The sequence below is a fragment of the Clostridium akagii DSM 12554 genome (genome assembly GCF_000686725.1).
GTDB classification, from domain to species: domain Bacteria; phylum Bacillota; class Clostridia; order Clostridiales; family Clostridiaceae; genus Clostridium_I; species Clostridium_I akagii.
This window is the reverse complement of sequence record NZ_KK366008.1, coordinates 1-14,028: the sequence shown is the minus strand read 5'-3', so window position 1 is coordinate 14,028 and position 14,028 is coordinate 1. Positions and strand designations below refer to the sequence as shown.

General features: G+C 27.0%; 11 protein-coding genes. All 11 read left to right on the top strand.

The window, feature by feature from the left end; genetic code table 11:
• Nucleotides 1-204: hypothetical protein (locus BR66_RS26045; RefSeq protein WP_162174163.1), on the top strand; the 204-nt coding region annotated here is incomplete at its 5' end.
• Between the two features lie 626 nt (nucleotides 205-830).
• Nucleotides 831-2,849: an SIR2 family protein gene (locus tag BR66_RS0118475; RefSeq protein ID WP_026884235.1), complete on the top strand. Its 2,019-nt coding sequence runs from the start codon at nucleotides 831-833 to the stop codon at nucleotides 2,847-2,849.
• 289 nt (nucleotides 2,850-3,138) lie between these two features.
• Nucleotides 3,139-4,950 (top strand): hypothetical protein, encoded by a 1,812-nt coding sequence (locus BR66_RS0118470; protein WP_026884234.1) that lies wholly within the window; start codon nucleotides 3,139-3,141, stop codon nucleotides 4,948-4,950.
• Nucleotides 4,951-5,780: 830 nt separating this feature from the next.
• Complete coding sequence (gene cas6 / locus BR66_RS0118460; protein ID WP_026884233.1) at nucleotides 5,781-6,518, top strand: CRISPR-associated endoribonuclease Cas6; 738 nt, start codon at nucleotides 5,781-5,783, stop codon at nucleotides 6,516-6,518.
• Nucleotides 6,515-7,861 carry a type I CRISPR-associated protein Cas8a1/Csx8 gene (cas8a1, locus tag BR66_RS0118455; protein WP_026884232.1) on the top strand — a complete coding sequence of 449 codons (1,347 nt, stop codon included), beginning with the start codon at nucleotides 6,515-6,517 and terminating at the stop codon, nucleotides 7,859-7,861. The genes cas6 and cas8a1 overlap by 4 nt, the downstream gene beginning before the upstream one ends.
• On the top strand, nucleotides 7,854-8,738 hold the full coding sequence (gene cas7i / locus BR66_RS0118450) for a type I-B CRISPR-associated protein Cas7/Cst2/DevR (RefSeq protein WP_026884231.1): 885 nt from the start codon (nucleotides 7,854-7,856) through the stop codon (nucleotides 8,736-8,738). Before cas8a1 ends, cas7i begins: the two co-directional genes overlap by 8 nt.
• Nucleotides 8,739-8,740: 2 nt before the next feature.
• Nucleotides 8,741-9,820 (top strand): CRISPR-associated protein Cas5, encoded by a 1,080-nt coding sequence (cas5, locus tag BR66_RS0118445; protein WP_026884230.1) that lies wholly within the window; start codon nucleotides 8,741-8,743, stop codon nucleotides 9,818-9,820.
• 10 nt (nucleotides 9,821-9,830) lie between these two features.
• Nucleotides 9,831-12,056 carry a CRISPR-associated helicase Cas3' gene (cas3, locus tag BR66_RS0118440; RefSeq protein ID WP_242841186.1) on the top strand — a complete coding sequence of 742 codons (2,226 nt, stop codon included), beginning with the start codon at nucleotides 9,831-9,833 and terminating at the stop codon, nucleotides 12,054-12,056.
• 13 nt (nucleotides 12,057-12,069) lie between these two features.
• Nucleotides 12,070-12,564, top strand: coding sequence for a CRISPR-associated protein Cas4 (cas4, locus tag BR66_RS0118435; protein ID WP_026884228.1), 495 nt, complete (start codon nucleotides 12,070-12,072; stop codon nucleotides 12,562-12,564).
• An 18-nt stretch (nucleotides 12,565-12,582) separates the two neighbouring features.
• Entirely contained in the window at nucleotides 12,583-13,575 is a 993-nt protein-coding gene (cas1b, locus tag BR66_RS0118430) for a type I-B CRISPR-associated endonuclease Cas1b (protein WP_026884227.1), read from the top strand.
• Between the two features lie 15 nt (nucleotides 13,576-13,590).
• On the top strand, nucleotides 13,591-13,869 hold the full coding sequence (gene cas2 / locus BR66_RS0118425; RefSeq protein ID WP_026884226.1) for a CRISPR-associated endonuclease Cas2: 279 nt from the start codon (nucleotides 13,591-13,593) through the stop codon (nucleotides 13,867-13,869).
• The last annotated feature ends 159 nt before the right edge of the window (nucleotides 13,870-14,028 follow it).

Here is a 14,028-nt window from a genome sequence, read left to right as displayed (position 1 = left end):
CAAAATAACTCCATTAAGGAAATAATTTATAATTATATAGTGAGTAACAGTGGTGTAAAGTCACCACAAGTTACTTACATTAAAAATATTAAAAATATTCAAAGTGATGAAAAAATACTCAAAGTTACTCAAAGTGATGAAAATTTACCGGAAACGAGTGAATTGGAAATAAATGAATTAGAGGAATTAAATAAGTTTATTTGAATGGAAATAATAATTAAAGGAGTGGCTTAGTTGCTACTCCTTTTCTATATCTCAAACCAGGTTAGAATAAAAGTATACATCTTACAAATTAATTACTGCGAAGGGATATAGGTTCTATATTTTTATATAGAGTTAGGCGTAGTAGAAAATAAATTGCAACATAAGAAAAATATTGAAATAATGCATAGTTTTAGAGTGAATTTTGGAGTATAATGTGATAAATCAAGAGTAGATGTTAATTTATGCCGATTAGTATGCTTAGCATTGGATTTATAGACTTCGTATAATGTCTATAATCAGAAGTTCAACATTTATAAGTTTTGGGTGATATATTATGTGTGTTAGAAGAAAACACTTAGTAATTCTTTTCTGATTAAAGAGAAAAATCAGTAAATATGTAGAAAATATTAAAAGGAAAATGAGCATTATTTATTAAAAAAAATATGGGATATACAAGAATATTATAGAATTATTAGTTAAAAAACCCAAAAATATAAAATATAAAAGATAAATTAAAAATGATATGATAAAAAGATAATTATTAAATAGATTGAAAGATATTTACAATTATGAAAGGGTACTGAGTAGATTCTCAAAAACCATATTAAATTTAATGGGGATGGAAAATGGATTATAAAGAAGAGTATATTAATCAAATAGCAAATCATTTATTGAATGATAATTTAGCTCTATTTATTGGTGCAGGGTTTTCTAAGGAATTTGGATACCCTAGTTGGAAGGAATTGTTAATTGAGATTATAAATACTAATAATATAAGAAGTGAGCTTATAAAGTCAAATATTTTTCCGTTTGTTAGTGCAGAAAGTTTTGATAATTCTATAAGCATAAATAAGTATATCTTAAATAATTTACTTGGGGTAGATTATTTAAGATTAGCTGGATATGTAGATTTTCTACTTAAGAAGAATTCAGGGAGTGATATTCATAGCATGGTAATAGATAAAATAAATACTTATGAATCTAAGAGATTAAAAACAGATGAAACCGAGGTAATTATAGAGTTCTTTAGTAAATATAAGGAATATTTAGCAGATATAATTACAACAAATTATGATACAAATATAGAATATTGTATGGATAATGATGTTTCAGTTATAAGTAGAAAATTATCGACTTTGAATGATTTGAAAGGTAAAAACAGGTTGTACAAGATACATGGATGTATTAAAGACAAGATGGATAATAACCCAATGGAATTAGATTCAAGTATTGTGATAACAGAAAAAGATTATAATAATTTTAAAGCTAAAAATAGATATTTGTTCTATAGGACATATTCTATTTTCACAGAAAAAAAAGTTGCTTTTATAGGATACAGTATAAATGATCCTAATATTAGAAGTCTATTAAATGATGTGATTGAGGAAAGTAATAATAGTGTTAATTTGCAAATGTATTGGATTAATAAAGATAAGATGAGAGAGATTGATAAAAGTTACTATGAAAAAAATTATGGACTTAGAATAATAGAGGATATTTCACTTGAAGACTTCTTTATTGTTTTACAAGATAGAATTGAGAAAAACATGGAAATGAGAAAGATTAACACTGAAGATATTGAAGAATATAGTAAAGAGTATATATCAAAGTATAAAGATAATATTTTATTACATAAGATTCTTGAAGATAAAAAAGAGCTACAGGTATTGAATTATTTATACCTTGATATAATAAAAGATGAGGATAATACCTCAATAGTTCCATTTTTTAAGTTACTTATTTCATGTTGTGAAAGTATTCAAACTGAAATGAGGTTAAAAATACAAGGCATATTAGAATTAAGTAATCATGGGATTTCTAGATTGATTGATGAAATGGAACAAAACAAAGGAATAGTGAAATTTTTGGTTGACAGTGGATTTAAGAATGTGCAGTTAAAAAGCATATTAAATTATTGTGATGGTAATCATTCCTTTGGGGTTTATGCAAGTTGTATTAAGAATCTACTTAAAATATATGATATATATGATGGAATAGATAAAATATTTGAAGATGAGTATATTGATAGGTTATCAAGCAATATTATGAGCTCAGCGAAAACTAAATGTTATGGGTATGATTGGTATGGAATAAATGTAGTAGAAGATAGAATTGGTATTCTTAGTAAAAAGCATATTATGATGCTACTAAATAAATATAGTTGTAGAAGAAAAGATCAGCAACAGAAAGAGCAAATAGAAGCTGTTATTAAATACTCATCATTAATCGACAATGATAAAAAAATACTCGGATACAATTATATATTAAAATATGACATAGAATATATAGTCGACAATATGATTAATGAGATTTTAGATGATTATTTAGAAGAAATACTAAAGTATAAGTATAAATATAGACAAGGTATTTATACAAATATTGAGGAAACACGCAAAATAGCATATAAAACTAATGAAACCGATGATTATATTGAGTATCTAGTGGATGACATTACAAATGATCATAATATATTTAGATTTGAACAAAAATATGAGGTGGAAGTAGATCAATATCGATTTAGTCTAAATGAAGATGAAATTGTAAATTATACTTCAGATATTAAGGTTAAGGATTTAAAAAGCAAAGTATATGAAGATTTTAAATTAAAAACCGAGTATTTCTTAAAAGAAACAGTACATGAATAACATAGCAAATTGTAAGTTCATCATCAGGATTATTAAACGTTATGATGAACTTGCAATTTACAATCTTATTATGCACATACCCATTATGGTGTTCGGATAGTTTAGTAATATTAGTCACAAAATCTTATAGTATAAAAAATTAAAATATGATAGATATTTTAATGTAATCAAATACAAAATTTAGACCAAAAGAGACGCTGGGGGGAACATGATGATAGGGTTTGATTATATATAAAGAACTTAAAAGCTATGGTATAAAATTATATATTATTTGAGGAGTTGTGGATTAATGAACGAAGTAGTTAAATTTGCTGTAGTAGAAAATAAAATAGATATAAATGATTATCTTGAGTATGTTGAAGAAAAAATTAAGATGACATTTTTGGAAATGAAAGTAGAACCAAAACAGTGCTATATAGATAGATTAGATATTTCAGAAAAGGTAAGTATTGATAATGGAAACGAGTGTTATGCAGACTTCTATATAGAAAATCAAGAATACTTTGTTGGTTTTTCTTTTGAAACATTCAACAAAGTAAAACAACTTGAAATAAGTATAAATAACTTTATTAATATAACAGATTTAGAAAAATCCCTTAATAGTAGTCAAATAACATTTTTGGAAAAATTTAAAATTGTGTTAAAAAATAATATTTTATACACAGATCGTGATAAAGAACTTAAATCATGGGGAAAATGCATTTGGTTAATAGATAAACAATCTCAAGTGTTTGCAACAATGCTTTACCCTATGATTTATGAAACTGAAAACCTCTACAGGGAATTAATAAATCAAGTAATGGTTAAGGTGTTTGGCGCTGATTGGTGGGATACGATAGTTCTAAAGGATTTGAAAGATGATCAACGATCTAAAGTAGGAACTTATAAATCAATAATTCAATCATTAAATGATGTTGATGAAACATTGATGTCAATTGACGTGTCAGATCTTTCGAAATTGACAAAATTAAAATTATCAGAATGGAAACCAGAGTATAATCATGAATTAAAAGAGTTAATACAAGTATTTAGAAAACAACAAAGTTATAAGAATATTAAAGGAATATATTTAGACAAAGCAATTAAGATATTAACATCTCAACTTAATGATACGAGTGATTTATGGGAAAAATATTTTTCGAAAATCTTATCTATTAGTTTCTTTAAGAAATTTTATGAATTTAGTACTAATCGAAATCATATTGCTCATAATAAAGTAATCGATAGACAAGCATACAATATAATTAAGAATTCCATAGATAATGTTAGAAATGAGTTGCTAGGAGCTCTAGAGCACGTTAATAGTGATATGAGGTCATTGGAAAAGTTAGAAATAGATAGACTAGAAAAAGAATATGATACTCAAGAAGAAGAAGAGTTTATGAGAGAAATCATGGAAAGTGAGAGTGGAGTAGAAATTAAAAGTGAAGATGAAATTTATATAATTTTTCAAGAGGCTATTAATACGCTTTACCAAGATGTTGAAGAAAGATTAAGATTTAGATTAGATATAGAGGTAGAAAATTTTGAAGGGTTATCGTATATAGTAGATAATCAAATTTTATTTAATATAAAACATTTAGTAACAGAAAAAGAAATAAGAATAAGCTGTGAAATAACTATAGATACTTCTCAAGGCGGACAAAGTATTCTTAAAATAATATATGTATATGGAAATCGTAACGAGACTTTTAATGTGCCATATATTAATGGCGAAGTAAGTTATAATGAGGAACAATGTACCTACATGCCTGAAACTGAGGATGAATTTGGTGAAATACAATTGCAAGAAGCTATAGATGAATTAATTGATTTCGTAAATATTAATTTAGAAAACTTAAAAGAAAAAGTAGATAATCAAAAGTATACTGTAATTAAAGAGGGCACTAGTAGCCCGGTTGCAGATATAGGTTGTTGCAATTGTGGAGAAAATTATATATGCATTGATGGAAATTATGCCGAATTTGGGTGCTGCTTAAATTGTGGAGAAAAGAATGAAGTATATGAATGTGAAAAATGTGGTAAATATTGTAATGAAACACATGATGTAGCTGGAGTACAGTTATGTGAAAATTGTTATCAAAAATTTAAAGAGGAATAGATTTTTTCAAGAAAATTATATGTGCATATATTTAATGGAGTTGCATAGTTATGTTTCATCAAGATATGCGGAGCAATATAACTATGTTGTTTATAAATAAGCAGGCTAGGGATGATTACATTATTTTATCAATAAATCTGTAAAAAAACTAAGTGTATTAAAATATTTAGATATGAAACAGTATTTCAGAGACTTTCTACTTCTGATCATGTTGAGAATTTTTTTAATATCAGAGAAAAAAAGTAGTGAAGCTAAGAGATTAGCAAAAAACTTATCTGATATTGATGCGTTAATGTATAAATCACGAGATTTACAAGATACATATCAATTTGTTTGGTTAGTATGGGTAATATTGGTATTAAAATAAATAAGCAAAAATAAATAATGAATAAATATACTAATGCAATTATGGTTTATAAGTTAAATTATAAAGGTGAGCTAAGAGAAGTAGAATATCCAGTTCATTCACTATATATGAATTCAGAGTATTTTTTGAAGCCACGAGAGGAAAAAATAGAATGAAATATTTATCACAATTTTACTTCCCATTATCCATATAATTGGATCTGATGTTTGAAGGGTAAAGAATTGTTTATATTACTAAATAAAAAATAAATATAATCTTATTAATATGAAGTAGATGGTATTTATTAGATTATAAAATACATTTGTGTAGAAAAATGTACATCAATAGATAAATAAGGATTATAATATAAGTATTGGATAAAGTATCAAATTATTATATTATAGGCAAGAGTCAAAGAAAAAAACAGAGCACTTAATATTAACAATTACAACCATTTGAAATTTTGTTTTGAGAGGAGAGAATCATGAGGTTTAAAATACAATTGGATTTAAAAAATGAAAAAATACCTTTGGATTACCGCCCAGCTGTAATTAGCTTATTTAAACATTGTCTAACGGAATATGATAATGGAGAACATTTTAGTACTTATTATGAAATCGGTAACGAAAAGCCATTTACATTTGCAGTTGGTATACCAAGCAGCACATTTTCAAAAGAGATGATATTGGTACCAAATAGAAAAATAAATATTACATTTAGTACAGGAGATATAGGAACAGGTGTAGTATTTTTTAATTCATTACTAATGCAAAAGAATAAAGCATATCCCTTGGCATATGAAAATGAAATGACTGTTAAAAATGTTTTAATAGAAAAAGAAGTGCCCATCACAGTAAATACAATTGATGTGATGTTCAAATCTCCTCTTTGTGTAAGAGAGCATAACAAAGAAAATAACAGGGACATGTATTACTCCTATGAAAAAGAAGAATTTAATGAAGCACTTAATAGGGTAATAGAATTTCAAGTAGCTAATTCAAATGCTTTGCCAATATCTATATTAGAAGGTTTTTCTATGGAGCCTATAAAATGTAAAAAAACTGTAGTTAGGCACCATTCACAATTTATAGAGGTAACATTAGGAATTTTTAGATTGACTGGCAATATAGCATTGCTGAATTATTTATATACAAATGGTGTAGCAAGTCGCAAGTCAAGTGGATTTGGACTGATTGAAATAATCAGGAAGGAGATGCTATGAAAAGTATAATAAAAAATGAAAGATTCGACACTAAAATGGAAACATCTGATTGGAGATATAGTGCAAGTATAGTTGGGCTTATAAAATATTTCAATTATCTTGTAGGTAAGGGATACGAAACGGAAGCTAACGTATATAAAATTGATGAGGATTTAATATCATATGATAGTGAGGCAATTACAGAAGAAAGGTATCTGTTATTTGTTGAAGATTATTTTGAACGTGCAATGCATCACAAAGTGGTTGAAGAAATATTAAGTAGCGCCGAGTTCACTGTTGAACAAATTAAGTTAGTAAATGATAAATTAAAAGCCAATACTATTATGAAGAAAATTTTTGGCGATATTAAATTCTCTGGTGAAAATAGAGAGCTTATATTACAAAAAATTAATGAAAACAGGTTATTGCTGATAAAAGAAACATACAGAACTGGGAAAAGCTTGTACGCAGATTTTTCAAATACAAATAGTTTATTTGAAGAACCTGGTAGCATTTGCAGAATACAAAATTATAATATAGATGCACCTAAAAAGAGTAAATCAATTTCATATAATTGGGATTTTAAGACGTACAAATTTGATGATGAAAAGGAATTTGATTTTATTCCATTTGCATTTTCAAAGTCATATGAAGCATTTTTTATAAATAATAACTATTCTATCAGAGAACTTTATAAAACAAATAATTTGTTAAGCAATAGTAATAATCCAAGAAGTACATTATTCTGCGATTTAAAGAATTCTTCGGATTATATTGACTTTGACGTTGAGGTAATTATAAAAAATAGGAATGTTGATTATTTTGAAACATTGTATATTAGAAAAGATGCAATTAAAATTTTCAAGGCAATTGATGAATATAAAGCTATCAAGATTAGATATAAAATAAATGATAATTATTACATAGATTTTGAAAAAAAAGTAACAGATAAAATTTTGAATAATATAAAACTTGATGAATTAATAGAAATGTTAATAAAATCAAACTCAAATTATTCATATAATATAAAGACACTCATAAAAATAAATACACTAATTTATGGAGGGGACAAAATGGACAAGCAAATGAAATCTGCATATGCAAGTGCTAAGAGGGTAATGAGAGAAATTCCAGAAAACAAAGTAAATAGTTACAAGCAGAAACTAATAAGTGCGATAACCTTTAAAGATTATGAAAGATTTTGTGAAATATTATTACAACTATCTTCCTATTCAGGGGTTGTCTTTGACTTTGCTTATGACTTATTTCAGGATTTTGATGATAATAAAAATATAGCTTATACATTTATAAATGCACTTAATAACGAGTCTAAAAAAGAAAATGGAGGAAAAAAAGATGAATAAGAGAGCATTAACACTTACTGTTGTGGCAAATATCACATCTAATTATGGAGAGGGTCTCGGAAATATATCAAGCGTTCAAAAGGTATTTAAGAATGGGAAAAGTTATGCTACAAGAAGTCGAGAGAGCCTTAAAAACGCTATAATGGTACAAAGTGGAATGTATGATGACTTACAAACATCAGTAGATAAAGCAACTCAAAAATTTGTGTCTAAGGATCTTAATGTTACAAACTGTAGAGCTTTAGAGGGTGGATATATGAACACAACAGGGAATACATATATTCGTAAAAGTTCATTCTATTTAACAGATGCTATCGCTTGTGATGATTTCGTAAATGAAACAAGATTTCATAATAATTTATTCCTTGCATCGAATTTTGCAAAAAATAACAATTTAAACTTACAAGCAGACGCAGGAAAATCTGGACTTATGCCATATCAATATGAATATGATAAAACCATGAAAATATATAGCATAACCATTGATCTTGAAATGATAGGAAAAGATGAAAATTTTGAGTCCCCAGAAGCTGGTGATAAGGAAAAAGCAGATAGGGTTAATGCTATATTAGATGCAGTTGAAAATCTAAATTTAGTGGTAAAGGGAAATCTAGATAATGCTGAACCTTTATATGTTGTAGGCGGTCTAATTGATAGAAAAACTCATTATTTTGAAAATGTGGTAAAGGTAAAAGAGGACAAACTATTAATTACGGAAGATTTAAAAGATAGAATAGCAAAAGGATGCAATGCAGCATTGCTGGAAGGCGGAAATTTTAAAAATGAAATTGAAATTAAAAATGAAGTGACAACTACCAGTGTTGCTAAATTTTTTGAAGGTTTAAGGAAGCAAGTTAACATATATTATGGGGTGTAGGTATGGAAGCTTTAAGAATTATACTAACGCAAAGTAGTGCAAATTATAAAAAAGAAGAAACTGTTTTAAATAAAATGACTTATCCACTTCCACCATTTTCAACAATAATTGGAGCAATACATAGTGCTTGTGCCTATAGATCATATCACCCTATGGATATTAGCATTCAGGGGAAATATGAATCTATGCACAAAGAACCATATACAGATTATTGTTTTTTAAACTCTATTATGGATGATAGAGGTATTTTAGTTAAAATGAAAAATGAGAATCTTTTATCAACGGCATTTGATAAGGTGGCTAAGGCTAAAAAACCACAAGGAAACAGTTTTAAAAAGGGAATTACAATAGAGGTTATAAATGAAAAATTGCTAGAAGAGTATAGAGGACTTAAAAATTTATCAGAAAAAATAGCACAATTTAAAACAAATAGAGTTGGTAAAGCATTATTGCTTATAAAAAAACGAAAAAATACATTAGTAGATAAAAAGAAAAGGTGTGAGAAAAACTCATTAGCATTTAATGTTATTGCAAAACGAGAAACACAAATAAAAGAATTAGAAAAAATGATTAAGGAAAGATTAAAAGATTATGAGAAGGAAGAATACAAGATTCCATATTCTAAATTTGCAAGTCTTACAACATCTCTAAAATATTATGAGATTTTAAATAATGTTGAATTAATAATACATGTAAAAAGCGATAAAAATACACTTATGGATATTAAAGAGAACATATATAATTTAAAATCAATTGGTAGAAGTGAGGACTTTGTCGACGTTAAAGAGGCTTGCTTTGTAGAACTAGTTGATGAGGTTGAAGATGGGATAACAAGTGAATATTCTGCATATATGGATTATGATCTCATAAAAAATGATTCTATATATTTAAAATTGGGAGATAAGATCACAGCAAATGGAACAAAGTATTATCTAAATAAAAATTATACAATTGAGGATAATAAACGGGTATTTGAAAAAAAGAAAGTTGTTTATATTTCTGAATATGGAGCAGAAGAAGGTAGCGATAACCTTTATTTTGATGTAAATGGAGAAAAGTCATATATAGTTAATTTTAATTAGGAGTGGTATTGTGGATTTATCTATTTACAAAGCGAAATCTGACAAAACTATAAGACAGCATACAGATGAATTATTGATAAACCTTGATATATTAGAGAATTTAAATTACATAAAAAATCAGCATACATATAATCTTACAAAAATAGCATGTGAATATCATGATTATGGTAAAGCCAATAGGGAATTTCAAAATAGAATAAAGAACAATACTAAATTTAATGAAAATACAGAGATGGCACACAATGTGTTGTCTCTATATTTTATAAATGAAAATGAATTTGCAAATAATGAAGACTATTACAAAGTTGCATTTGCAGTTTTGTATCATCATAACTACTGTGATGGTTTGAAAGCACTACAAGATAAAGAAAGCAAAGAATTAGCAAAAAATTTATTAAGTGATTTTAAAGTAAATACTATTAAAATGCGTACACCTAAGAGGATAAAGGAAATAACAGAAAACCAAGAGGCAATTCTTATAAAAGGATTTCTTCACAAATGTGACTACAGTGCAAGTGGTGGAATTCCAATTGAATATCAAAATGACTTTTTAAACTACGGACTTGATAATTTATTAAAAAAATGGAAAGCACATAATAATAATTCAAAATGGAATGAGCTTCAGCAATTCTGCAAGGAAAATACAAATAAAAACATTGTTGTTGTAGCTCAAACTGGTATGGGCAAAACTGAAGCGGGACTCCACTGGATAGGGAATAATAAAGGCTTTTTCATATTGCCTTTAAAGACAGCTATAAATTCTATATATAAAAGAATTAAAAAAGATATTTTAGATGAGAATCATATTGAAACTAAATTAGCACTGCTGCACTCTGATGCACTAAGTTTCTATAATAACGATAAGAATAACGAAATGGATATAATGGATTATTACAATCAGAGTAAACAGCTTTCCTTACCGCTTAGCATTTCTACACTAGATCAATTATTTGATTTTGTTTTTAAATATCAAGGATATGAACTTAAACTTGCCACCCTATCTTATTCTAAAATAGTCATTGATGAAATCCAAATGTATGGATCGGATTTACTTGCATATTTGATTTATGGTATTAAAACGGTAAATAAATTTGGAGGAAAAATAGCGATTTTAACGGCAACATTAGCACCATTTATAAGAGATAAGTTAAAGTCGGGAGAAAATCCAATTGAATTTCAAGAAAAAACCTTTGTTAATGATATACAAAGGCATAATTTGAAGGTTTATAATAGTGAAATTGATGCTGACAGTATTTTCAACAAGTTTGAAGAAAATAGCAAAAAGAATATTAGTAATAAAATACTTGTGGTTTGCAATACTGTTAAAAAAGCACAACAAATATACAAGGAGCTTTTAGAAAAGGGAGTAACAGACATAAATATATTACACAGCAAATTTATTAAATGTGAACGAGCAATAAAAGAGGCAGAAATATTAGAGTTTGGAAAGACTGAAAATATTGGGAAGTGTATATGGATAGCTACACAAATCGTAGAAGCGAGTTTAGATATAGATTTTGATTATTTATTTACAGAACTATCGGATATAAGTGGATTGTTTCAAAGGCTTGGAAGGTGTAATAGAAAGGGATTAAAATCTATAGATGAAGCAAATTGTTTTGTGTTTTTAAACATCGATAATAACCTTTTAACAAATGGAACTAAAGGATTTATTGATAGAAAAATATATGAACTATCAAGAGAAGCAATAAAAGATGTGAGTGGAATATTAAGCGAAAAGGATAAAATAAATATTATAAATGAATATTTAACAACAGAGAAATTAAAGGGTAGTGACTATGAATTTAATTATAACAAATTTGAAAAATGGGTAGAGGACTTGAATCCTTATGAATTAGATAAAAATGAAGAGAATTTAAGGAATATTATATCTTACGATGTAATACCAAATGAAATTTATAAAGAGTATCAGGATGAGATAAATGATAATTCGAGAAAACTATTAAAGTCTGTAACAAAAAAGTTGGATAAAACAGAGTTAGAAAAAATAAAGTTAGAGAAAATAAAATTCAAAGAAGAAATTAAAAAGTATACAGTACCAGTCGGAATATATGATATTTTTTTTAATAGGTCAAATGCGATTATTAAAAAGATTCAGCTAGGGAGAAATGAATATATAAGTGTTGTAAACTGTCAGTATAATGAATTAGGCTTTATACGATTAACAAGCAAAGAAGTGAAAGGCTTAGAAGATAATTTTGATAATTTCTTGTAAGGAAGGTGTTATTATGGATAAGCCAATTAGTGGTATGATGATTTATTATTATATTGTTTGTAAGAGAAAATTATGGTACTTTTACAATCAGATACAAATGGAATCAGACAATGAGAATGTAAAAATAGGTAAGGTTTTGGATGAAAATGCCTATGAAAGAGCAGATAAGCATATTAATATAGATGATGTGATTAATATTGATTATATAAAAAGTAAGGGTATATTACATGAAGTGAAGAAGAGCAAAAAAATAGAAGAAGCTGGGATAATGCAGGTAAAATATTATATATACTATCTAAAGGAAAGAGGTGTGGAGGGTATTAAAGGTAAAATTGACTATCCACTTCTAAAGCAAAGCATTGATGTAGAATTAACAGATGAAGATGAAAAATATATAGAGTCTGTTTTGTTAGATTTAACAGAGATTGTAAATAGACAATTACCACCACTTCTCGAGAATAAAAGAATATGTAAGAGTTGTGCATATTTTGAATTGTGCTATATTTAATAAAAGGGAGGATTCACTTTGAAACGTAGCTTTTATATATATAATAATGGGGAGATACATAGAAAAGATAATACACTACGGTTTACAAATAGTGAAAATGAAGCTAGAGATATACCTATAGAACAAGTAGAAGATTTATATATTATGTCCGAGATGACATTTAATACAAAGTTTATAACTTTCGCATCACAGTATCAAATACCTATACATTTTTTCAATTATTATAGCTTTTATACAGGAAGTTTTTATCCAAAAGAAGCTTTATTGGCTGGTAATCTGTTAGTAAAACAAGTTAATCACTATGAAGATGAACAAAAGAGACTTTGCATAGCAAGAAAATTTATAGACGCTGCTGCTTCAAACATCTATAGAAATCTAAGATACTATAATGGTAGAGGCAAAGATGTAGAAAAGGTTATGATAGAAATTGATTCTCTTAGGAAAAAAATATTAAAAACACAGAGTATTAATGAATTGATGGGTGTTGAGGGGAATATTAGAAAACAATATTATTCAGCTTGGAACACTATTGTAGATCAAAAAATAGATTTTGAAAAGCGAGTAAAAAATCCTCCTGATAATATGATTAATACTATGATTTCTTTTGTTAATGGGCTAGTGTATACACGAGTCCTGGGAGAAATATATAGAACACAAATTAACCCCACCATTAGTTATTTACATGAACCAGGTGTAAGGAGATTTTCATTAAGTTTAGATTTGGCTGAAGTATTTAAACCGATTTTAGGTGACAGGCTGATTTTTTCATTGTTAAATAAAAATCAAATAACGCCAAGTTGTTTTACAAAAGAATTAAACTATCTTCATTTAAATAAAGATGCATCTAGAACAATAGCAATGAAGTTTGATGAAATGTTAAAGACAACAATTTATCATAAAGAATTATCTAAAGATGTTACCTATCAACATTTAATAAGACTTGAATGCTATAAATTAATAAAACATTTAATGGGCGAAAAAGAATATGAAGGTTTTAAAATGTGGTGGTAGGAGGAGATTAATTTAATGTATGTTGTTCTGGTTTATGATATATGTGGAGATGAAAATGGACAAAGAGCATTGACAAGAGTATTTAAAACTTGTAAAAAATATCTAACTCATATTCAAAATTCTGTTTTTGAAGGAGAGATAACTGAAGGCCAAATAGCAAAATTGAATGCTGAATTAAATAAACTTATTAGAAAAGATTTAGATTCTGTAATAATATTTAAAAGTAGAAATGAAAAATGGCTTGATAAAGAATTCTGGGGTAAAAGGGATGATGCATTATCTAATTTTTTTTAATGTACATTCGCTGTCGATATAACATAGTGTAAAAATACTGGCAGTACGACAAATCATTGCGCATCAATACTTTATCTTGACGAAAACTTATATTTTAGATATTATAAAACTTGAAATATACATAATAAAAGTACATAGACAAAAACTATCATTAAAAAC